Below are 284 nucleotides of genomic sequence, written 5' to 3'. Positions count from 1 at the left end.
GGGCGCTTCATATGTGTAGAGATTTTTCGGTTTGGGCTTTCGAACGTCCGACACGTATTTGATACGAACAAATCCGCAGCGCGTGACATTCAGCAAAAAGTCCTGACCCGTCTCTTTTTGATGCGTCGCGATGGCCCACAGCTGCAGCCAGAGCCACGGCCAGAAGACCGGGTGGACATAGGCATAGACCGGGGCGAAACGCGGATCAGACATGGGGGCACTATACACCGGGGGCGGAGGGTGTCGGAAAAGTTTATTTTTAGGTCAGTGTTTTCTACAGGTTG

The 284-nt window shown here is 53.5% G+C and carries 1 pseudogene; it reads right to left on the bottom strand.

The features are described 5' to 3' along the window. Positions 1–213: pseudogene (locus HY2_RS15965) on the bottom strand (hypothetical protein); the annotation flags it as partial. Positions 214–284 lie beyond the last annotated feature (71 nt).

It is taken from the genome of Hyphomonas pacifica, assembly GCF_000682675.1.
Lineage (GTDB): Bacteria > Pseudomonadota > Alphaproteobacteria > Caulobacterales > Hyphomonadaceae > Hyphomonas > Hyphomonas pacifica.
This window is presented reverse-complemented; position numbering and strand designations above follow the sequence as displayed.